Origin of the sequence: Streptomyces rapamycinicus NRRL 5491 (genome assembly GCF_024298965.1) — a bacterium.
GTDB lineage: Bacteria > Actinomycetota > Actinomycetes > Streptomycetales > Streptomycetaceae > Streptomyces > Streptomyces rapamycinicus.
Genome location: NZ_CP085193.1, coordinates 7,993,997 through 8,013,417 on the forward strand (window position 1 = coordinate 7,993,997; position 19,421 = coordinate 8,013,417).

The 19,421-nt window shown below is 73.3% G+C and carries 15 protein-coding genes; 5 read left to right on the top strand and 10 right to left on the bottom strand.

The features are described 5' to 3' along the window. Positions 1–24 precede the first annotated feature (24 nt). Positions 25–465 (top strand): MarR family winged helix-turn-helix transcriptional regulator, encoded by a 441-nt coding sequence (locus tag LIV37_RS33275; RefSeq protein ID WP_020871479.1) that lies wholly within the window; start codon positions 25–27, stop codon positions 463–465. 678 nt (positions 466–1,143) lie between these two features. Here LIV37_RS33275 and LIV37_RS33280 read toward each other — a convergent pair. Together LIV37_RS33280 and LIV37_RS33285 are read right to left on the bottom strand one after the other, a co-directional pair. Further along, entirely contained in the window at positions 1,144–1,953 is an 810-nt protein-coding gene (locus tag LIV37_RS33280; protein ID WP_020871480.1) for a putative protein N(5)-glutamine methyltransferase, read from the bottom strand. Positions 1,954–2,116: 163 nt separating this feature from the next. Beyond that, positions 2,117–3,214: a GlxA family transcriptional regulator gene (locus tag LIV37_RS33285; RefSeq protein WP_020871481.1), complete on the bottom strand. Its 1,098-nt coding sequence runs from the start codon at positions 3,212–3,214 to the stop codon at positions 2,117–2,119. 70 nt (positions 3,215–3,284) lie between these two features. Between LIV37_RS33285 and LIV37_RS33290 the strand changes: the two genes are divergently transcribed. Further along, positions 3,285–4,322: an NADP-dependent oxidoreductase gene (locus LIV37_RS33290; RefSeq protein WP_020871482.1), complete on the top strand. Its 1,038-nt coding sequence runs from the start codon at positions 3,285–3,287 to the stop codon at positions 4,320–4,322. A 36-nt stretch (positions 4,323–4,358) separates the two neighbouring features. Here LIV37_RS33290 and LIV37_RS33295 read toward each other — a convergent pair whose 3' ends face one another. Further along, positions 4,359–5,291 carry an oxidoreductase gene (locus LIV37_RS33295; protein WP_020871483.1) on the bottom strand — a complete coding sequence of 311 codons (933 nt, stop codon included), beginning with the start codon at positions 5,289–5,291 and terminating at the stop codon, positions 4,359–4,361. Positions 5,292–5,961: 670 nt separating this feature from the next. Between LIV37_RS33295 and LIV37_RS33300 the strand changes: the two genes are divergently transcribed. Further along, positions 5,962–7,950, top strand: a complete 1,989-nt coding sequence (locus LIV37_RS33300; RefSeq protein ID WP_020871484.1) for a hypothetical protein — start codon at positions 5,962–5,964, stop codon at positions 7,948–7,950. Positions 7,951–8,003: 53 nt separating this feature from the next. Here the strand turns inward: LIV37_RS33300 and LIV37_RS33305 are convergent, their stop codons facing one another. From LIV37_RS33305 to LIV37_RS33325, 5 genes are all read right to left on the bottom strand, one after another. Further along, on the bottom strand, positions 8,004–10,400 hold the full coding sequence (locus LIV37_RS33305) for a beta-xylosidase/alpha-l-arabinosidase (protein ID WP_020871485.1): 2,397 nt from the start codon (positions 10,398–10,400) through the stop codon (positions 8,004–8,006). A gap of 51 nt (positions 10,401–10,451) precedes the next feature. Continuing rightward, positions 10,452–11,267 (bottom strand): carbohydrate ABC transporter permease, encoded by an 816-nt coding sequence (locus tag LIV37_RS33310; RefSeq protein ID WP_185058090.1) that lies wholly within the window; start codon positions 11,265–11,267, stop codon positions 10,452–10,454. Between the two features lie 110 nt (positions 11,268–11,377). Next, positions 11,378–12,301 (bottom strand): carbohydrate ABC transporter permease, encoded by a 924-nt coding sequence (locus tag LIV37_RS33315; RefSeq protein ID WP_020871487.1) that lies wholly within the window; start codon positions 12,299–12,301, stop codon positions 11,378–11,380. Continuing rightward, positions 12,301–13,608, bottom strand: coding sequence for an extracellular solute-binding protein (locus LIV37_RS33320; RefSeq protein ID WP_121824215.1), 1,308 nt, complete (start codon positions 13,606–13,608; stop codon positions 12,301–12,303). The genes LIV37_RS33315 and LIV37_RS33320 overlap by 1 nt, the downstream gene beginning before the upstream one ends. Positions 13,609–13,895: 287 nt before the next feature. After that, positions 13,896–14,939, bottom strand: a complete 1,044-nt coding sequence (locus LIV37_RS33325; RefSeq protein WP_020871489.1) for a LacI family DNA-binding transcriptional regulator — start codon at positions 14,937–14,939, stop codon at positions 13,896–13,898. A gap of 233 nt (positions 14,940–15,172) precedes the next feature. On the opposite strand from LIV37_RS33325, the gene LIV37_RS33330 reads away from it, so the two are divergent. Beyond that, positions 15,173–15,895 (top strand): hypothetical protein, encoded by a 723-nt coding sequence (locus tag LIV37_RS33330; protein ID WP_243146121.1) that lies wholly within the window; start codon positions 15,173–15,175, stop codon positions 15,893–15,895. After that, positions 15,892–16,401: a hypothetical protein gene (locus tag LIV37_RS33335; RefSeq protein WP_020871491.1), complete on the top strand. Its 510-nt coding sequence runs from the start codon at positions 15,892–15,894 to the stop codon at positions 16,399–16,401. Before LIV37_RS33330 ends, LIV37_RS33335 begins: the two co-directional genes overlap by 4 nt. Here LIV37_RS33335 and nirD read toward each other — a convergent pair. Next, complete coding sequence (gene nirD / locus LIV37_RS33340; RefSeq protein ID WP_373920686.1) at positions 16,384–16,779, bottom strand: nitrite reductase small subunit NirD; 396 nt, start codon at positions 16,777–16,779, stop codon at positions 16,384–16,386. The two genes, LIV37_RS33335 and nirD, sit on opposite strands and share 18 nt — an antisense overlap. Before the next feature lie 11 nt (positions 16,780–16,790). Next, positions 16,791–19,421 (bottom strand): nitrite reductase large subunit NirB, encoded by a 2,631-nt coding sequence (gene nirB, locus LIV37_RS33345; RefSeq protein ID WP_020871493.1) that lies wholly within the window; start codon positions 19,419–19,421, stop codon positions 16,791–16,793.

The window sequence follows — 19,421 nt, forward strand, 5'->3', positions numbered from 1 at the left end:
TGGGCGGAAGCCGGGAGGCACGGCATGGGCGGCGCGGTCGATCTGAACACGCACCCCGGGCATCTGGCCCGCCGCTTCCAGCAGGCGCACTCACTGCTGTGGGGCGCGATGGTCTCCGAGGAAACCACCTCGCCGCAGTTCGCGGTGGTCAACGTGCTGGTCGAGAAGCCGGACATCGACCAGCGGACGCTGAGCGAACACGTCCACCTCGACCGCTCCACCATCGCCGACCTGGTCGCCCGGCTGGCCCGGCGCGGCCTGCTGGAGCGGGTGCGCGACCCGAACGACGGCCGCCGCAACGTCCTGCGGCTGACGGAGGAGGGCATCCGGGTCCACCGAAAGCTGGTCACCCGGACGTCCCGGATGAACCGGGTCTTCCTCGCGCCGCTGGACGAGGCGGAGCGGGAGACCCTGCTGCGGCTGATCGCGCGGGTCGCGGACGCGGCGGAGGAGCTGCGGGCGTAGGCGCGCGGGGGTCTTTCCCCTCCCCGCCCCTTCCCGAAACCGGGGCTCCGCCCCAGCCCCCGGATCGGGGCTCCGCCCCGGGCCCCGGATCGGGGCTTTGCCTCGGGCTCCGGATCGGGGCTTTGCCTCGGGCTCCGGATCGGGGCTTTGCCTCGGGCTCCGGATCGGGGCTTTGCCTCGGGCTCCGGATCGGGGCTTTGCCTCGGGCTCCGGATCGGGGCTTTGCCTCGGGCTCCGGAACCGGGGCTTTGCCCCGGGCCCGGGCTTCGCCTCAGACCCCGGACCCTGGGCTTGGCCCCGGACCCTGGGCTTGGCCCCGGACCCTGGGCCTGGCTCCGGCCCCCGGTCCGGGCTCTGCCTCAGCCTGCGGATCGAGGCTCCGCCCTTTCCCGCGGCATCGATATGCGTGCCTCCGCCGCGTGGCGGGGCGCTGCCCCGGGCCCCGGGTCCAGGGGCGGATGCCCCAGCCCGGGCCGGGGCATCCGCCCCTTCTCGCAGCATCGATATGCGGCTCCGCCCGGACCCGGGGGCGGCGAGCGACCGTCGCCGTCGTGAACGCCTGCACCGGCGGATGATGGGGCGGGCGCCCGCGCACGTTCGGGTCGTCCGGTCCGGGGTCTGGGGCGGAGCCCCCAGTTTCGGGAAGGGGCGGGGCGGGGAGCAAGCCCGCCGCAGGCGTCACGGACCGGAGGCCGCTGGCCTGGTGCCGATGATGACCGTGGCGTCCAGCTCGTCGCATTCGGCCAGCCGTGGCTCCATCCCGCCCTCCGCCACGATGGCCATCGCCGTGGCCGCCTGCCGTCCGCTCGTCTCGAAGAGCAGGGAGCCGCCCGGGGTCAGCCAGCCGCCCGCCCCGGCGGTCACCCGGCGCAGGACGTCCAGCCCGTCCGCCCCGCCGTCCAGCGCCACGCGCGCCTCGTGGACCCGGGCCTCCGGCGGCAGCAGCCCGACCTCCTCGGTGGGCACGTACGGGACGTTGGCCAGCAGGACGTCCACGCGGCCGCGCAGCGCGGCGGGCAGCGGCTCGTAGAGGTCGCCCTCGTACACCGTGCCGCCCGCCGCCCCCACGTTGCGCCGCGCGCAGCGCACCGCGACGGGGTCGATATCGGCCGCGTACAGCTCCACCCCGCCCGAGCCCGAGCCCGAGGCCAGCGCGGCGCCCAGCGCGCCCGAGCCGCAGCACAGATCGACCACGACGGCCCCGGGCCGGGCCAGCGGTACGGCCTGCTCGACCAGGAACTCGGTGCGTCGGCGCGGTACGAAGACCCCGGGGTCGATGGATATCCGAAGCCCCCGGAACTCCGCCCAGCCGAGTACGTGCTCCAGCGGCAGCCCGGCGGCGCGCCGGTCCACCATGGCGTCGATCTCGGCCGGAACGTGGCCCATGGAAAGGATCAGCCGCGCCTCGTCCTCGGCGAACACGCACCCGGCGGCGCGGAGTCTGGTGACGACGGCGGAGAGGGTGACAAGTGAAGGTGAAGCCGACATGGAAGCCTGGAAGCCTTTCGGGATTCCTGAGGGCGCTCCCGGCAGTCAGCTATCCCGTGTATCCCCGCGGCGAGAGCACCCAGCCTGAACTGGCGTTGATGGGTCTCACCTCCTCGGTCGTACGGGTGGGGCCACAGTACCCGATACCCCGGCGCCGTGGCGGTCACGGTGCGTCCGGGGCACGGAAGGTGCGCCGGTACGCCGACGGGGCGACCCCCGCCTCCGCCGCCAGATGCCGACGCAGCGAGGTGGCGGTGGCGAAGCCGACCTCGTGGGCGACCCGTTCCACCGGCAGGTCACTGGACTCCAGCAGGCGCCGCGCCCGCCGCAGCCGCTGCTGGGTCAGCCAGCGGCCGGGGCTCAGACCGGTCTCCTCCCGGAAGCGCCGGGCGAAGGTACGGGTGCTCATCGCCGCGTGTGCGGCCAACTCGTCCAGCGACAGCGGCAGTTCCAGCCGCTGCAGCGCCCAGTCGCGGGTCGGCCCGGTGCCGGTGCCGCCCGCCGGCGGCAGCGGCCGCTCGATGTACTGCGCCTGCCCGCCGTCCCGGTACGGCGGTACGACGCAACAGCGGGCGACCTGGTTGGCCACCTCGCTGCCGTGGTCCTGGCGCACCAGGTGCAGGCAGACGTCGACACCGCTCGCCGCCCCGGCGGAGGTCAGCACGTCACCGTGGTCGACGAAGAGCACACCGGCGTCGAGCTCGACCCGGGGGAACAGCTCCCGGAAGTGGTCGCCGAGCGCCCAGTGGGTGGTGGCCCGGCGCCCGTCCAGGAGACCGGCGGCGGCCAGCAGGAAGGCGCCGGTGCAGATGGACACCAGACGGGTGCCGGGGCGGACGCGGGACAGGGCGGCGAGGGCCTGCGGGTCCGGGGCGGCGGCCGAGGCCCGGGAGATCGCGTACGGAGGGATGACCACGGTGTCCGCCTCGGCCAGCACCTCGGGACCGTGCCCGGGGGTGACGGTCAGGTCGGAGTCGGTGCGCACGGGCCGCCCGTCCGCGCTCGCGGACAGCACCTCGTAGCGGCCGTCGGCGGACCCCAGGACCCGGTGCGGGATGCCGAGTTCGAAGGGGTAGACGCCGTCGAGGGCGAGGACGACGACCTTGTGGGCGCCGGGCCGCGGGGCCGGGTGCATCAGACGGTCCAGTCCGGCCGCGCGGCCGGCGAGGTCACGGGCCCGGGAGGGCGCGGCGGACGCGGCACTGGGGCCGGGAGTGCCGTGGGCTCCGGGAACGCGGCGGGCGGCAGGGGCGATGGTCATGGCAGGAATGTATCGGAGGCTGACCTTCTGGCCATCGTCCCGGACCGGATCGTACGGCCAGGATCGGGACATGACTTCGACGGACACCCCTGAGAACCTCGCCGCCCCGGACCCTGGGGCCGCCCCGGACCCGGCCGCCGCCCCGGACCCGGCCGCCGCCCCGGACGGCGCCCCCGTGATGCTCGCCCTGCACCAGACGGCCCTCGGCGGCCCCGAGGTCCTGCGGCTGACCGAACTTCCGCGGCCCGCGCCCGGCCCCGGGGAGATCCTCGTCGCCGTGCACGCGGCCGGACTCAACCCCACGGACTTCAAGCACCGCGCGCTGAGCATCTTCCTGCCGCCCCCGCCGCTGACCCTCGGCTGGGACGTCTCCGGCACCGTCGTGGAGACCGGTTTCGGCGTCACCCTCTTCCAGCCCGGTGACGAGGTGTTCGGCATGCTGCCCTACCCGTACGGGGCCGGCTCCCACGCCGAGTACGTGACCGGCCCCACCCGCGCCTTCGCCGCCAAGCCCGCCGGGATCGACCACGTCCAGGCGGCCGCGCTGCCGCTGGCCGCGCTCACCGCCTGGCAGGCCCTCGTGGAGACCGCGGGCCTCCGGGCCGGGCAGCGGGTGCTGATCCACGCCGCGGCGGGCGGTGTCGGCCATCTCGCCGTACAGATCGCCAAGGAGCGCGGCGCGCACGTCACCGGGACGGCGAGCGCCCCCAAACACGACTTCCTGCGCGAGCTCGGCGCGGACGCCTGCGTCGACCACCGCTCCGAGGACTTCACCGACATCGAGGAGCGCTACGACGTCGTGCTCGACGCCCTCGGCGGGGAGACCGCCACCCGCTCCGTGGGCGTACTCCGCCCCGGCGGCACCCTCGTCTCCCTGGTGCCGGGCGCCCAGGACACCCGGGCGGCGGCGGAGAAGGCACGGGTACGCGCCGTCACCCTGCTCGTCGAGCACGACCAGGCCGGGATGCGCGCCATCGCCGAACTCGTCGACCGGGGCAGGCTCCGCGCCCACGTCTCCGGCACCTTCCCCCTCGCCGAAGGCGCCCGGGCCCATGTCCAGGGGGAGACGGGCCGCACCACGGGCAAACTGGTCATCACCGTGCGCTGAGGCGGGACGGCTCGAAGGCCTCCCGGGCGATCGCGCTCAGCTCACGAGCGCCTCGTACCGCACCCCCGTCAGCCGCTCGGACGCGGCCCACAGCCCCCGCCCCGCCGTGTCGCTGAGCGTCCACTTCGCACGGGCCGAACGGATGGGGGAGCCGCGCAACAGCCCCTGGAGCGGCGGGCCGAAGAAGTCGTCCTGGCGGACGTCCGGGCCGGTCGCCGCGTACAGGACGGGGAGCGTGCCCTGCTCCGGGGTCTGGGCGAAATAGCGGTTGCCGATCTCCATGAACCGCTCCTTCCCCCGGTGGCCCTCCATCTTCGGCGCGGCGGACATGAGGTTGGTCGCGGCGTAGCCGGGGTGCGCGGCGGCCGCCACGAGGCGGACGCCCGCCGCGCGCAGCCGGTGGGCGAGTTCGTGGGTGAACAGGAGATTGGCGGACTTGGAGCGGGCGTAGGCGACCCAACGCCGGTACCCCCGCTCCATGTTCAGGTCGCGCGGGTCCACCGTCCCCAGCATGTGCATAAAGCTGGAGACGGTGACCACCCGCGCCCCCGGGCCCGCCTCCAGCAGCCTCGGCAGCAGCAGCCCGGTCAGCGCGAAGTGGCCCAGGTGGTTGACGCCGAACTGCATCTCGAAGCCATCGGCGGTCCTGCGGTGCGGAAGGGCCATCACGCCCGCGTTGTTGATCAGCAGATCGAGCCGGTCGCCCTTGTGCCCGGCCGCGAAGGCCCGTACGGACGTCAGGTCCGCGAGGTCCAGCGGCGCGACCTCCACCCGCGCGCCCGGCGCCTGCGCCCGGATCCGCTCAGCCGCCTCGTCCCCCCGCTTCTCGCTGCGGCACCCGAGCACCACCCGCGCACCGCGCCGCGCCAACTCCCGGGCGGTGACGAAGCCGAGCCCGCTGTTGGCGCCGGTCACGACCGCGGTGCGGCCGGTCTGATCAGGGATGTCGCTCGCGGTCCAGCCCTTCATCGCGCGCTCCTTCGCGGTCTTTCGCGTCTGTCGCGGCCTGCGCTACGCGCCGGTAGCCCCTGTGTCCGGCGACAGCCTAAGGGCGGGGTGCCGAAGGTGCGAGGTGTACGGAACACGCATCGTGATACCGCGCCGCGCCTGCCGGGGTTGCTCGGGTCGGTCGGGTGCGGCGCCGTCTCGCGCCTTCGGCGCAAATTGAGCAGCGGGGCAGGGGGTGCCCGGCGCGGGCCGCGTCGCCGACCGCCGGGCTGGTGGGGGCGGGCGCCGGGGGCGGCTCCGGCGCTCGCGGGCTGGGACCGTTGCCGGGCTGCCGCGATGCGGGGTACCCCTTGGAAAATGGTTGACGAATTAGTTGCTTCAGATCAAGCGTTTTTCCAAGGGGTACCCGGAAGGGCCGCCCCGGCACCCACCGCTCGCAGTCCGGAGGCGCCTCGGGTGCCGAAGGGGGAAGCCGCCACCGGCGTTCACACCCGCCGACCCGGCACCCGGCGACGGCGCCGCGCTCCCCACTCCCTGCCCCGCTGCTCAATCGCGCCGAAGGCGCGAGCCGAAAGCGGCGCCCGACCGAGCGCGGTAGCCCCGCGCACCCCGTAGGCGGCGGGGTGGCTGTCGGAGCCATGAGCGATGATCTGCCCATGGCGTATGCGACGGGGGATACGGGGGGCGTCCGATGACGACCGGTGGCTGGACGGCCGTGGATGACCGGCGCGTGGTGCCCGCGCTGGGTGGGCTCATCGAGGGCACGGGGATGTGGCGGACCGGGACGCTGGCCTGCATGGAGCGGACCGGCCAGTTCCTGACCGGGGCGTGGGATCCGCCCGGCCCCGAGGGCGAGGACGGGCCCGGGATCGCCGGGGAAGGGTCGTGGGTGCGGTTCATCGGGCGGATCGGGGCCGTGGCGCTCCGGGCCGCCGTCGCGTCCACGCGTCCCGAGCGGCGCGAACGGCAGCTGGCGCTGCTGGAGATGTGGGCGGAGAGCCCGTTCGCCGATCCGGCCGCCCGGCTGCGCACCGGGATCGTGGTCACCGAGCGGTTGGCGGTGCGCGACGGGTGCGGGGCGGCCGCCAGCGTCGGGTGGAGCCGTGCGGGGCGGCGCCGGTTCGTCGAGTTGCGGACGGGGGACGCGGAGCCGCCGGGTCTGGGGGAGATCGAGGAGGCGCGGGACGTGCCGCGCGGCTGGGGGAGCCCGGAGCAGCTGCGGCGGCTGGTGGCGCTGGTCCGCGAGCGGGGCCCGGCCCCGTGGGACCGGGAGGCCGTGGCCCTGCTGCGGGAGCGTACGGGCATGGGGCGGCCCGCCGCGTCCCTCGCGCTCGCCGGGCTGCTGGAGCGGATGTACGTCCCGTTCCTGGACGCCGACGAGCGGGCGACGCTGCGGCTGAAGGTGGCCGAGGCCGAGGACGGCGCGTCCGAACTGGCCAGGCTGACCGCGTCGGAGCGGCTGGAGCTGCTCGCGGACGTACTGCCCGAGGACCCGGCCGAGCTGTGGGAGCCGGACGGGATGCGCGGGGTGGCGGAGCGGCTCGCCGAGGCGTGGCAGACGGGGCGCGGCCGGCGGGCCGTGGTGCCCGAGCGCACCCTCAAGGCGGTCGTGGAGCTCCAGCTGCTCCGCCTCTCGGCGGCCGAGTTCTGCGCGGCGTTCACCAACCCCGCCGCCGAACCCGGGCTCAGCGCACCCCTCGACACCTGGATCAAGAACAGCGAGCACGGCCCGCTGCTCACCGACGCCCGGTGGGACATCGTGCGGTTCGAGGACCGGCTGCACTCCCTCGTGCCGCACCTGGCCTGGGTCTACGCCGAGTTGCCCGCAGGCGACCCGGTCCGCGAGGGGCTGCCCGGTCTGGTGCGGCTGCTCCTGGAGCGCCTGGACCACCCGGGGCTGCTGCTGCGCGCCGGGCACCCCGCCGCCGGTTCGGGGCGTACGGTCGCCGAGCTCCAGGAGCGGTTCGGGTTCCGGCCGTACGCGGGTCCGGACCGGCTGGACGTGGCGAGCATCGACGACGGACTCACCGTCATCACGGACGGCACGGTCGACCGCAGGGGCCACCGCTCCCCGCCCAGGGTGCACTTCCGCCCCGCGTTCTACGGCGACGACGAGCGCTCCCAGGCCCTGGCGGCCCTCACCTCCGGCTTCGGCCGGGAGGACCTCCCCCTGGTCGAGTGGGTGCGCGGCCCGGTCTGCGCGCGCATCGCCGAGCGGGTCGAGGGCGCGTCGCTGCCGGTCGGGTCGTACGAGTCCAACCCGGCGGCCTCCGCGCCCGACCTGGTGGCGCGGGTCGCCGGCGCGCTCGGCCTCGACGAGGACGCGGCGGCGCTCCACCTCCAGTTGCTGGCCCTGCCCGCGCCGACCGACCGCAACGTCCGCACCTGGAACGGGTGGAAGGCCGTCCGGCACCAGAAGGCGGCCGCCGCGCTGGTCGAGCGCGGCCTCGTCATCGAGGACAAGCGCCCCCGGGCGGGCCGCCAGGTCTTCCTGCCGGGCGAGTGGATCCACGCCAAGAAGCCGTACCAGCCCATGGAGGCGTGGAAGGCGGAGCTGATCGGGCTGCGGCGCTCCTACAACCGGCGGCTGGAGAATCCGCTGCCGCTGCCCACCCGTACCCTGCCCGAACTGTTCGCCCACGCCTGGTCGCTGGTGGAGAAGGGCGAGGGACCGATCTGAACCGGCCCCTCCGCCTCGTGGGGTGAACCGGCCCCGGGCGGCCTTCCGCGCCGCTACTTCACCCGCACCTCGCACACCATCCGCCGCCGGTGGTCCACCGTGCGCTCGGGCCCGGTCAGCGTCAGCGGCACGGTGTGCCGTACGCCGGAGTCGGCGCTGGAGGAGGCCAGCCGCAGCTCCAGGGCGCCCGGTTCGACCACCCTCGTGCCATCGGCGCCCAGCGGATACGAGGCGAGGTCGGCATGGAAGGCGAAGTGGACCTCGGCGGACTCGCCCGGCCGCAGCGGCACCCGTGCGTAGCCGATCAGCCGGGACACCGGCCGGGCGATACGGGCCACCGGATCGTGGAGGTAGAGCTGTACGACCTCCGTCCCGGCCCGGTCACCGGTGTTGCGCACGGTCAGCCGGACCATGGTCTCCCCGTCGGTCGGCACATCGGTCGCGTCGGCCTCCGGGCGCTCCCAGGCGAACGAGGTGTAGGACAGCCCATGGCCGAAGGGGAACAGCGGGGTCGGGTCGATCGAGCTGGCGTCGCCGCGCAGCCCGAGCGGCGGCTGTGCGTACGTCCAGGGCTGGCCGCCGGACGTGTACGGAACGCTCACCGGCAGTCGGCCCGAGGGGTTGACGCGCCCGCTCAGCACTCCGGCGACCGCCGGGCCGCCCTCCTCACCGGGGAAGAACGCCTGCACTGCGGCGGCCAGCAGGCGCGACCAGCGGCCCAGGGCGTACGGCCGTCCGGTGAACAGCACCAGCACCACGGGGGTGCCGGTGGCCACCAGCGTGTCCAGCAACGCCCCCTGCTCACCGGGGAGTTCGAGGTCGGCGGCGTCACAGCCCTCGCCCGAGGTGCCCCGGCCGAACAGACCCGAACGGTCGCCCAGCACCGCGACGCACACATCGGCGTCCGCCGCCGTCCTGGCGGCCTGCGCCAGTCGGCTCTCTGCGGTGAGCGCCGCCGCACCGGCCGAGGTCGGTCCCCCGGCGTCCCCGGCGGAATCGGCCGGGCCGGGTGCGGCGCACCCCTCGGCATGGGTGATCCGCGCACCGGGCAGCTCGGCGCGCAGCGCGGCGAGGAGCGTCGGCACCTCGATGCCCAGGGGCAGTCCGGGGTGCTCCACCCCGACGTGGCGGGGGAAGGTGTAGCAGCCGAGCATGGCGGCGGGGTCGTCGGCGAGCGGGCCGACCACCGCGATCCGGGCGTCCGGCGCGAGCGGCAGCACATCGCTGTCGTCGGCGAGCAGCACCACCGACTCCTCGGCCAGCTCCCGCGCGACGTCCCGCATCTCCGGGGGATCGAGATCGAGGTCGCCAGGGCCTGCGGAGTCCGCAGCCCCCGCGAGCGCCGACGGCACCGGCGACCAGTCCGCATCCAGCAGCCCCAGCTCGCACTTCTGCCGCAGCACCCGCAGCGCCGCCCGGTCCACCAGCGCCTCGTCCACCTCCCCGGCCCGTACCGCGTCCCGCAGCGGGGTACCGAAGCAGCGCACTGCGGGCAGCTCCACGTCCACCCCCGCCGCCAGGGCGAGCCCGGCCGCGCCGCCCCGGGTGTCGGCCACCCGGTGGGCCAGTTCCAGGAAGGACACCCCGAAGTAGTCGGCGACGACGGTGCCGGTGAAGCCCCAGGTGTCGCGGAGCAGTTCGGTCAGCAGCCAGGGGTTGGCGGCCGAGGGCACACCGTCGAGGTCGTTGTAGGAGTGCATCACCGACCGCGCGCCCCCGTCCCGCACCGCCAGCTCGAAGGGCGGCAGGATGACATCGGCGAGTTCCCGGGGGCCGATGGAGACCGGCGCGTGGTTGCGGCCGCCCCGGGAGGCGGCGTAGCCCGCGAAGTGCTTGAGGGTGGCGACGATCCCGGCGGACTCCAGGCCGCGGACGTACGCGGTGCCGATGGTCGCGACCAGATACGGGTCCTCGCCGATGGACTCCTCGGTACGGCCCCAGCGCGTGTCCCGCACCACGTCCAGCACCGGGGCAAGACCCTGGTGGATACCGGCCGACCGCAGCGAACCGCCGATCAGCTCGGCCGCCCGCCCCACCAGCGCCGGGTCGAAGGACGCGCCCCAGGCGAGCGGGGTGGGGAAGACGGTGGCGCGCCAGGCGAAGAAGCCGGTCAGACACTCCTCATGGGCCAGCGCCGGGATCCCGAAGCGGTTCCCGGCGGCGATCCGGGCCTGGAGGCGGGCCAGCGCGGCGGCGCCCCCGGCCGGTTCGACGGGGAAGGTGCCGAAGGGGCGGGTCAGCTGGCCGATGCCGTGCGGGAGGAGGCCGTCGAGGTCCACTGCCTCGGACACCTCGTGCTGGAGCGGGGCGACGTCCTCACCCTCCTCGGCCTCGGATCCCGGCCAGACGCCGACGAGTTGGGCCAGCTTCTCCTCCAGCGTCATCGAGGAGAGCAGGGCCGCCGCGCGGTCCTCGGCGGAGAGGGAGGTGTCCTGCCAGGGCTGAGGCATGAAGCTCCTTGTCGAGGTGGGAGAACGGCTCGCGTACCGCGCGTGGCCGGCCTATTTGCCGCCCACGCCCATCAGTCCGCTGATCAGCTGACGGCGGGCGAAGAGATAGACCAGGAAGATCGGGACGATGGAGAGCACCACGGCGGTGAGCAGCGCCGGGGTGTCCACCCGGAACTCGCCCACGTAGTCGTACAGCCCCAGGGTCAGCAGCCGGTTGCTCTTGGACTGGGTGAGCAGCAGCGGGAAGAGGAAGCCGTTCCAGGCGTGCAGCGCCGACATCACCCCGACCGTGGAGATCCCGGACCGCGACAGCGGCACCACGAGCTGGAGCAGCACCCGGGTCGGGCTCGCCCCGTCCAGCGCCATCGACTCGTACAGCTCCTCGTCGATGTCGCGCATCGTGCCGACCAGGATCAGCACGCTGACCGGCAGGGAGAAGGCGGCCGTCGGCAGGATCACCGCGAGCAGGGTGTCGTACAGCTGGAGCTTGGTGATGACCAGGTAGACCGGGATCACCACCGCCTGGGAGGGGATCGCGAGACCCAGCAGGAAGATCTGGAAGATCCGGCGGGAGGCGCGGCCGCGGGCGCGGACGACGGTGTAGCCGACGGTCACCGACAGCGTGATCACGATCGCCGCGCACACGGCCGTGACCAGCGCGGTGTTGAGCAGGTAGGAGAGGAAGTCGGAGCGCAGCACCCGCCGGTAGTTGGCGAGCGTCGGATGGTCGGGCAGGGCCAGCGGGCCGTCGTCGATATAGCCGTCGCGGGTCTGGAAGGTGGCGGCCACCAGGACGTACAGCGGCAGTCCGACGATGCCGAGCCAGATCAGGGAGCCGAGCCCGGCCGGGTAGTTGGCGCGGGGCAGACCCCGGCGGCGGAGGCGGGGGCGAGGGGCCGCCGGGGTCTTGTTCGGCGTACGGACGCCGTTCAGGGGGCCGTTCGGGGAGTGGTTCGGGTGGTCGTGCAGGACGTCGGTCACATCCCCTCCCGGGTGCTGCGCATCGCGGCGAAGCCGGTGAGCCGCACCAGCAGCAGCGAGACGGTGGTGGCGACGACGACGAGGATGGTGGCGACCGCGCTGGCGTAGCCGAGGTCGAACGCCTGGAAGCCGTTCTTGTACATCAGGTACGGCACGATCGTGGTGTCCGTGCCCGGCCCGCCCTTGGTGAGGATCAGCACGGTGTCGAAGAAGGTCAGCGCGCCCACCACCATGATCACCGAGGAGGTGACGATGGTGTTGCGCAGCTGGGGCAGGGTGATCGAGAAGAACTGCCGTACGGTCCCGGCGCCGTCGATCGCCGCCGCGTCGTAGAGCGAGCGCGGGATGGCGCGGGCGCCGCCCTGGTAGATCAGCGTGTGCAGCGGGATGAACTGCCAGGCGGTGACGAAGAGGATCGCCCCGAAGGCGCCCTTGGAACTGCCGAGCAGATCGCCGTCCGCGAAGCCCAGGGCGGGCCCGATATCGGCGATCAGGCCGAAGTTGGGGTCCAGCAGGGACTTCCAGACCAGCGCGAGCGCCACGGACGAGCCGAGCAGCGGCAGGAAGAAGATCGCCGACAGCACGGCCCGGTTGCGCTGCCGCCCGGCCGCCCATACGCCCAGCAGCAGTGCGAGCGGGGTCTGGAACACCCAGGTCAGTACGGTCAGGATCAGGCTGAGCCAGATGGCCTGATGGGTTTCCGGGTCGTCCCACAGCCGGGACCAGTTGCTCATCCCGGTCCAGCTCGGGGTGCCGATGCCGTCCCAGTCGGTGAAGGCGAGGGCGCCGACCAGGACCATCGGGGCCACCGCGAAGAAGACGAAGAACAGCGCGCCGGGGAGGGCCCAGACGACGCCGGGCCTGCCGACCCCGGCCCGCCCGACGCTCGCCCGGCCGCCGGATTTCGCGGCGTCCGCCATCACATGCCCTTCAGGACGTCGACGAACCCGGCCGGGCTGAGCTGCCCGTTGAACAGCTTCTGCACGGCGGTGTGCAGCGGCGGGGTGTACTTGGCGGGCAGCGCCTGGTCCCAGGAGAGCGTGAAGTCGGGGGCCTGCTTGACCATGTCGTACTGGAACCGCGCGTAGTCGGGGTTCTCGTGCTCGGCGAGCAGGGAGGTGGCGTCGGAGGTGGTGGGGACGTCCCCGTTGGCGATCAGGTCCTTGGAGTAGTCCTGCTTCGCCGCGAACTTCACGAACTCGATCGCGGCCTTCTGCTTGTCGCCCTTCACCTTGGCGTTGACCGACCAGTAGTTGGTCGGGTTGCCGACGACGCTCTTGGGGTCACCGCTGCCGCCGGGGACCGCCGGGAAGGTGGTCCAGCCCAGCCCCGACTTGGCGAACGCGGGCTGGTTGGCCTTCTGGTTGGCGTACTCCCAGCTGCCCATCAGATGCATGGCCGCCTTGCCCTTGGCGAAGAGCGTGGAGGCCCCGTCGGCGGTGTAGTTGACCGACTTGTAGTTCTTGCCGAACGCGCCCCGGCCGACCAGGTCCCTGACCGTCTGCGCGGCCTTGAGCACCGCCGGGTCGTCCCACGCCGCCATGGACTGGCTCTGGACCTTCTGGAACACCCCGGCCCCGCCGTAGCGGTCCACCAGGTACTCCACCCACATCAGCTCGGTCCAGGCGTCGGTGCCGGCCAGCGCGAACGGGGCGACACCCTTGCCCTTGAACGTGTCGATGAGCTTCAGCAGATCGTCCCAGGACTTCGGGGGCCTGGCCCCGGCGTCCTCGAAGACGTCCTTGTTGTAGAAGAGGATCACCGGCTGCATCCCGCGCATCGGGATCCCGTAGTGCTTTCCGTCGATCGCGCCCGCGTCGAGGATCGTGGGGATGAACGCCTTCTTCAGCCCCGCGTCCTTGGCCATCGCCGGGTCCAGGTCGAGCAGCATGTCCTTCTTGACGAAGTCGCTGATGCTGCCGCCGCCCCAGTTGAAGAAGACGTCCGGGGCGTTGGGCGTGCCCATGGAGGTGCGCATCTTGTCCGAGTAGCCCTCACCGGGTACCTGGGTGAGCTTCACCTTGATGCCGGAGGTCTCGTTGAACCGCTTGACGACCTCGCGCTGCACCTTGGTCGAGGCGTCCTGGTAGACCCAGACGTCGAGGGAGCCGTCATCCGAACCCCCGGGCCCGCCGCTTCCGCAGCCGGCGAGTGCCGTTCCGACCAGCAGCACGGCCGCTGCCAGGGTGGACGCACGAAGGGTGGACCTTGACCGAGGTATGCGCATCGTGTGCCTTCCGGAAGTAGCCCGATAATTCTCGGAAGCGGTTGCGTGGAAGGTATGGGGGTGCTGATGCGGTGTCAAGGGGTGCGGCAGCGGGTGGCGTTGTTCCCCACCCCGCCCCTTCCCGAACGGGGGCTCCGCCCCCGGCCCCGCCGGGGCTCCGCCCCGGACCCCGGTCCTCAAACGCCGGACGGGCTGGAAATCCAGCCCGTCCGGCGTTTGAGGACACGCCCGAAGGGCGTTCGGGGCCGGGGGCGGAGCCCCCGATTCGGGAAGGGGTGGGTGGGGGATCAGCCCCCGGCGGGTGGGGCCGTGCTGGCGCGGACGACCAGTTGGGTGGCCAGCTCGACCCTCGGGGACTCGATCTCCTCCCCCCGCGCCTGCCGCAACACCGTACGGGCGGCCAACTTGCCCATGTCCGCGAGCGGCTGACGCACCGTCGTCAGCGGGGGCGCCGACCACCGGACCTCGGGGAGGTCGTCGAAGCCGACGACGCTCACGTCTTCCGGAACCCGCAGGCCCCGCCGCCGCAGCGCCTCGATCGCGCCCAGCGCCATCTGATCGCTGGACGCGAAGATGGCGGTCGGCGGGGTGGGGCCGGACATCAGCTGATCGCAGCCGTGGAAACCGGACTCGTGGTAGAAGTCGCCCTGCGCGACCAGGGCCTGGTCGAACGGCACCCCGGCCGCCTCCAGCGCCGCGCGGTGGCCGTCCAGCCGCGCCCGGCTGCACAGCAGCCGGGGCGGACCGGCGATCAGGCCGATCCGGCGGTGGCCGAGGCTCAGCAGATGTTCGGTGGCGGCCATGCCGCCCGCCCAGTTGGTGGCGCCCACGGTGGGCGCGTCGAGCGCCGGGGAGCCGGCCGGGTCGACGACCACGATCGGCACGTTCAGCCGCCGCAGTTCCTCGTGCACCACCGGTTCGAGTACGGACGTCACCAGGATCACCCCGTCCGAGGCGCGGGCCCGCAGGTTCTTCAGCCACTGCCGGGCGGAGCCCGCGCGGCCGTGGATCGCCGAGACCACCGTGCCCACGCCGTCCTGGTGCGCGATGTCCTCCACGCCCCGGATGATCTCCACCGCCCAGGGGCTGTCCAGGTCGTTGAAGACCAGGTCCACCAGGGCGGCGCGATCGCCGGGCGCGCTCTGGCGGCGGCGGTAGCCGTGGAGCCGCAGCAGGTCCTCGACCCGGGCCCGGGTCTCGGGCGAGACATCAGAACGGCCGTTGACCACCCGGGAGACCGTGGGCACCGACACCCCGGCCTCCTGGGCGATGGCCGTGATCGTCACCTTGGGCCGGGCGCCGCCCTCGGTGCCCCTGCTCTCCGTAGCCATTACCGCCTCCTCCGTTGACGGGAGCCACCCCCGCCTCTTGCTTCCCGGGGACGCGCCCTCGGAATCTTGCAGAAGTCTTCCGGAAAACCGGATCGGACGTGAAGAGACGAGAGAGGGACTTCCCCTGAAGCTCCTGAGCTTACGCAGCGCCGCACGGCCTGCCCCATCGTCCCGGGCACCGACGACCGACCCGGCCCGGAACCCGCCGGACGCGGCTGCGCACGGCGGTCGCGGTGTGCGCGGTCGCACTCGGCACGCTCGCCACCCTCGGCACCCCCGCGAACGCCGCGGCCGGCACCGCGCCCAGCGCCTCGTCCGGCCCGGCGGCCCGCGCCTCGTCCGGCCCGGCGGCCCGCGCATCGTCCGACGGGGCGGCCCGCGCCGACACCCCGTGGAAGCTGCGGACACCGCTGAGCGAGACCGCCTCGCGGGAGTTCTGGGACGTCGCCGCGACCGGCGTCAAGGACGCCTGGTCGGCGGGCCGCACGACGGACGGCCCCGATGGGCCCGCCCCCCTGATCAGACACTGGAACGGCAGCACATGGGCGGACGTACCCGCCGCCGCCACCGACGTCAAGCCCGCCCAGCTGGAGAAGGTCGCCGCCGCCGCGCCCGATGACGCCTGGGCGGCCGGCAGCCTGGCCGACAACACCTCCGCGCCGATCGTGCTGCAGCACTGGGACGGCAAGAAGTGGACGAAGGTCGGCCACGCGGCCCCCGCGGAGGGGTCGCTGAGCTTCGTCGGCGACCTGGCCGCGTTCGGCACGAAGTCGGCCTGGCTGACCAGTTTCGACTGGGACCCGAACGGCGGCACCCAGGTCTCCCGGCTGGAGCGCTGGACCGGCTCCGGGTGGGAGACGGTGTCCCTGCCCGCCGCCCCGGCGGCGGCCAGGTACAGCCCTGGGACATCACCGGCACCGGCCCGGACGACGTATGGGTCACCGCGAGCGCCATGACCGGCGAGGTGTCCGTACCGCTGCTGTACCACTGGAACGGCAGCGGCTGGACGGTCCGCGAGGTACCGGCCCCCGGCGAGCACCCGACCGGCTGGGTGGCCAACCACGCCGTGGCCACCGGCCGTAACTCGGTCTACGTCGTCGGGAAGACCAACGACCCGCAGTCGCCCACGGCCACCATGGCCGCCCGCTGGACCGGCAGCCGCTGGCAGTCGCTCCCCGCGCTCCCCTTCGGCGAGGCGAACGCCGCGGGCGCGGACGGCGCCGGGCGGCCGTGGATCGCCGGCTGGGCCCCGGGCAACCCGCACTCCGTACTGGCCCGTTGGACCGGTACGGAGTGGGCGACCGAGGAGTTGCCCGCCGACGTCACCGAGCACAGTGAGATGTCCACGGTGCTCGGCGTCGCGGGCGTCCCCGGGACGAAGGGCGTGCTCGCCGCGGGGACGGCAGGCTGTGCGAGCGACCCCGTCCAGTGCGGGGTGCTGGTCTCACGCGACCTGGGCTGACACCGCGTCCGCACTCGCCCGGGTACGGGTCGCATACGCCTGGACGACGATCCCCTCGTCGTCCAGGCACCGCCCCGTCTCCAGGTCGAAGCGCTGCTTCAGCAGCGGGGAGGCGACGAACGGCCGCCCGCCCGCCGAGCCCAGCAGCCCCCGGGAGAGGACGTACGCCCCGGTGAACGGGTCGCGGTTGGCGATCGCGTACACGCGCCCCGAGCGGTCCAGGAAGACCGCCGCTTGGGCGCCGTCCGGCAGCAGGGCGGCCACCCCGCGCCCGGGGGTGAGGTCGGTCAGCTCGCAGACGGCGAACCACCGCTGGTCGACGAGGAGTTCCACGCGGACCGCGGTCCGCTCGGCCGCCATGGGCGTCACGGGCGTCATGGGTGCCATGGTCATCGGCTGGCAGTCCCTTCGAGAGTACGGACGGGGAGGGTGGGGCCGGACAGGATCGTCAGGTCCGGCTTGACCTGGTCGCGCTCGGGCACGAACTTCACCGTCGGGTCGGCTGCGCCCGGCGCGTTGACGAAGGAGACGAAGCGCCGCAGCCGCTCGGGGTCGCCCAGGGTCTCGGCCCACTCGTCGCGGTAGCCGGTCACATGGTCGGCCATCATCGCCTCGAGCTCGGCGCACAGCCCCAGCGAATCCTCGACCACCACCTCGCGGACGTGGTCCAGGCCGCCCTCGATCCGCTCCAGCCAGGCCGAGGTGCGCTCCAGACGGTCCGCGGTGCGGATGTAGAACATCAGGAACCGGTCGATGAGCCGGATCAGCTCCTTGTCGTCCAGGTCCTGGGCGAGCAGATCGGCGTGGCGCGGGTCCGCCCCGCCGTTGCCGCCCACGTACAGGTTCCAGCCGTTGGACGTGGCGATCACGCCGAAGTCCTTGCCGCGCGCCTCGGCGCATTCGCGGGCACAGCCGGAGACGGCCGACTTGAGCTTGTGCGGTGAGCGCAGCCCCCGGTAGCGCAGCTCCAGGTCGATGGCCATCCGGACCGAGTCCTGCACTCCGTAGCGGCACCAGGTCTGGCCCACGCACGACTTCACGGTGCGCAGCGCCTTGCCGTACGCGTGGCCCGACTCGAAACCGGCGTCCACCAGCCGCGTCCAGATCAGCGGGAGCTGGTCCACCCGGGCGCCGAAGAGGTCGATCCGCTGACCGCCGGTGATCTTCGTATAGAGCCCGAAGTCGCGGGCCACCTCACCGATCACGATCAGCTTCTCCGGGGTGATCTCCCCGCCGGGGATCCGGGGAACGATCGAATACGACCCGTTGCGCTGGAGATTGGCCAGGAAGTGGTCGTTGGTGTCCTGGAGAGCCGCCTGCTCGCCGTCCAGGACATAGCCGCTCGCGCCCAGGGTCGGGGCCAGCGAGGCGATGATCGAGGCCACGGCGGGCTTGCACACCTCACAGCCGTCGCCCTCCCGGGCCTCCGCCCGGCCGTGGCTGTCCAGCAGCTGGGCGTAGGTGGTGATGCGCAGGGTGCGGACGATCTCGTACAGCTCGGCACGGGTGTACGCGAAGCAGCCGCACAGCCCCTTGTCCACGCTGACCCCGCCCGCCTCCAGCTCGTCGTTGACGAGCGAGGTGAGCGCCTTGACGCAACTGCCGCAGCCCGTGCCCGCCTTGGTGCACTTCTTCACCTCCGGGACGGAGGTGCAGTGGTGGTCGGTGACGGCCGACCGGATCGCGCCCTTGGTGACGTTGTGGCAGTTGCAGATGACCGCCTCGTCCGGCAGCGCGGAGGGGCCCAGGGCGGCGGGTGCGCCCAGCCCCGCCGGGAGGACGAGCTGCTCGGGGCTTACGGGCGGCACCGAGCCGGTGAGGGGGCGCAGCATGCCGTACGCCTCGGCGTCGCCGACCAGCACCCCGCCGAGGAGGGCGCCGTCGGCGCCCACCACGAGCTTCTTGTAGACGCCCGTACGGGAGTCGGAGTAGACGACGTCCAGACAGCCGTCGGCGGTGCCGTGGGCGTCGCCGAAACTGGCCACGTCGACCCCGAGGAGCTTGAGCTTGGTGGAGGTGTCGGCGCCCGTGAAGCCCTCGCCGACGGGCGAATCGGCGATCTCGCGGGCCGCCACCTCGGCCATCTCGTAGCCGGGCGCGACCAGCCCGTACACCCGGCCGTCGGCGGCCAGCGCGCACTCGCCGATCGCGTACACCGCCGGATCACTGGTACGGCACGCCGCGTCCACCGCGATGCCGCCGCGCTCGCCGACGTCCAGGCCACAGTCGCGGGCCAGTTGATCGCGGGGGCGCACACCCGCCGAGAAGATGACGAGGTCGGTCTCGATGGACGAGCCGTCGGACAGCGTCATGGCGGTCACCGCGCCGTCGGCGTCCGCCGTGATCTCCTTACCGCCGACGCCGGTGTGCACGATCAGGCCCATGTCCTCGACCGTGCGGCGCAGCGCGGCGCCGCCGCCCTCGTCCACCTGGATGGCCATCAGACGCGGGTTGAACTCCACGATGTGGGTGGTGAGCCCGAGTCCCCTGAGCGCACCGGCGGCTTCGAGCCCGAGCAGCCCGCCGCCGACGACGATGCCGGACGAGCGGTTGCCGGCGTACTCCTCGATCGCGAGCAGATCCTCGACGGTCCGGTAGACGAAGCAGCCGTCGCTGTCCTTGCCGGGCACGGGCGGGACGAACGGGTACGAGCCGGTGGCCAGCACGAGCGTGTCGTAGGCGACGGTCAGCCCGGACCGGCTGGTCACGGTGCGGGCGTCGCGGTCGATGACCTGGGCCGGGTCGCCCAGACGCAACTCGATGCCGTGCCGCGCCATGAAGCCCTCCTCGACGAGGGAGAGCTCGTCCGGGGTGCGCCCGGAGAAGTACGAGGTCAGCTGGACGCGGTCATAGGCGGGGCGGGGCTCCTCGCAGAACACGACGACGCGGGCGGTCTCCGTGACCTTCCGTTCGGCCAGCGCTTCGAGAAACCGCTGGCCGACCATGCCGTGGCCGATGAGCACGATGGTGGGTGCGGCGGTTTCTGCGCTTTTGGTGGTTCGGGGGTTCGATGCGCTCAT

Bases quoted from the DNA above. Each gene is read 5' to 3' on its own strand.
- LIV37_RS33325 (WP_020871489.1), bottom strand. From the start codon at position 14,939: ATGGCTACGGAGAGCAGGGGCACCGAGGGCGGCGCCCGGCCCAAGGTG.
- nirB (WP_020871493.1), bottom strand. From the start codon at position 19,421: ATGAGCGCATCGAACCCCCGAACCACCAAAAGCGCAGAAACCGCCGCA.
- LIV37_RS33290 (WP_020871482.1), top strand. From the start codon at position 3,285: ATGACTTCGACGGACACCCCTGAGAACCTCGCCGCCCCGGACCCTGGG.
- LIV37_RS33275 (WP_020871479.1), top strand. From the start codon at position 25: ATGGGCGGCGCGGTCGATCTGAACACGCACCCCGGGCATCTGGCCCGC.
- LIV37_RS33320 (WP_121824215.1), bottom strand. From the start codon at position 13,608: ATGCGCATACCTCGGTCAAGGTCCACCCTTCGTGCGTCCACCCTGGCA.
- LIV37_RS33285 (WP_020871481.1), bottom strand. From the start codon at position 3,214: ATGACCATCGCCCCTGCCGCCCGCCGCGTTCCCGGAGCCCACGGCACT.
- LIV37_RS33335 (WP_020871491.1), top strand. From the start codon at position 15,892: ATGACCGGCGAGGTGTCCGTACCGCTGCTGTACCACTGGAACGGCAGC.
- LIV37_RS33280 (WP_020871480.1), bottom strand. From the start codon at position 1,953: ATGTCGGCTTCACCTTCACTTGTCACCCTCTCCGCCGTCGTCACCAGA.
- LIV37_RS33315 (WP_020871487.1), bottom strand. From the start codon at position 12,301: ATGGCGGACGCCGCGAAATCCGGCGGCCGGGCGAGCGTCGGGCGGGCC.
- nirD (WP_373920686.1), bottom strand. From the start codon at position 16,779: ATGACGCCCGTGACGCCCATGGCGGCCGAGCGGACCGCGGTCCGCGTG.
- LIV37_RS33300 (WP_020871484.1), top strand. From the start codon at position 5,962: ATGACGACCGGTGGCTGGACGGCCGTGGATGACCGGCGCGTGGTGCCC.
- LIV37_RS33305 (WP_020871485.1), bottom strand. From the start codon at position 10,400: ATGCCTCAGCCCTGGCAGGACACCTCCCTCTCCGCCGAGGACCGCGCG.
- LIV37_RS33295 (WP_020871483.1), bottom strand. From the start codon at position 5,291: ATGAAGGGCTGGACCGCGAGCGACATCCCTGATCAGACCGGCCGCACC.